This is a genomic window from Mesorhizobium sp. M5C.F.Cr.IN.023.01.1.1 (assembly GCF_003997585.1).
Lineage (GTDB): Bacteria > Pseudomonadota > Alphaproteobacteria > Rhizobiales > Rhizobiaceae > Mesorhizobium > Mesorhizobium wenxiniae.
In genome coordinates this window covers 1-462 of record NZ_RZSU01000260.1, presented here as the reverse complement: position 1 = coordinate 462, position 462 = coordinate 1, and the positions used below count along the sequence as shown (strand labels likewise).

Here is a 462-nt window from a genome sequence, read left to right as displayed (position 1 = left end):
GGCGCGCCCCTGGCGATCGCGTCGAGCACGTCGCCCTTCAGCACCTGGCCGCGCTTGCCGGAACCTGAGACCTGGTCGACCGCGAGATTGCTCTCGGCCAGCAGCTTCGCCGCCGCCGGCGCCGGCGGCATCGCGCGCGCCTCGATCGGCCCGGCATCGCCGGCGATCTTGGCGGTCTCGGCCGCGGCTTGCTCGACTGTGGATGCGGCGGTCGGCGCCGAGGCCTGCGATACCGCGTCCTGCTTCGTTTCAGGAGTTGACGCCTTCGCGGGTGCTGCTTTTGCCCCGTCGCCCGCCGAAATCATGCCGAGCAAAGCGCCGACTTCGACCGTCTCGCCTTCCTTGACGGCGATTTCGCTGAGCGTTCCTGCGGCCGCGGCCGGCACTTCCACCGTTACCTTGTCGGTTTCGAGCTCGACCAGCGGCTCGTCGGTGGCGATCGCGTCGCCCACCTTCTTGAAC

At 69.7% G+C, this 462-nt stretch carries 1 protein-coding gene; it reads right to left on the bottom strand.

The window, feature by feature from the left end; genetic code table 11:
* On the bottom strand, positions 1–462 hold a 462-nt coding region (locus EOA78_RS35665), incomplete at both ends, for a biotin/lipoyl-containing protein (RefSeq protein ID WP_206533573.1).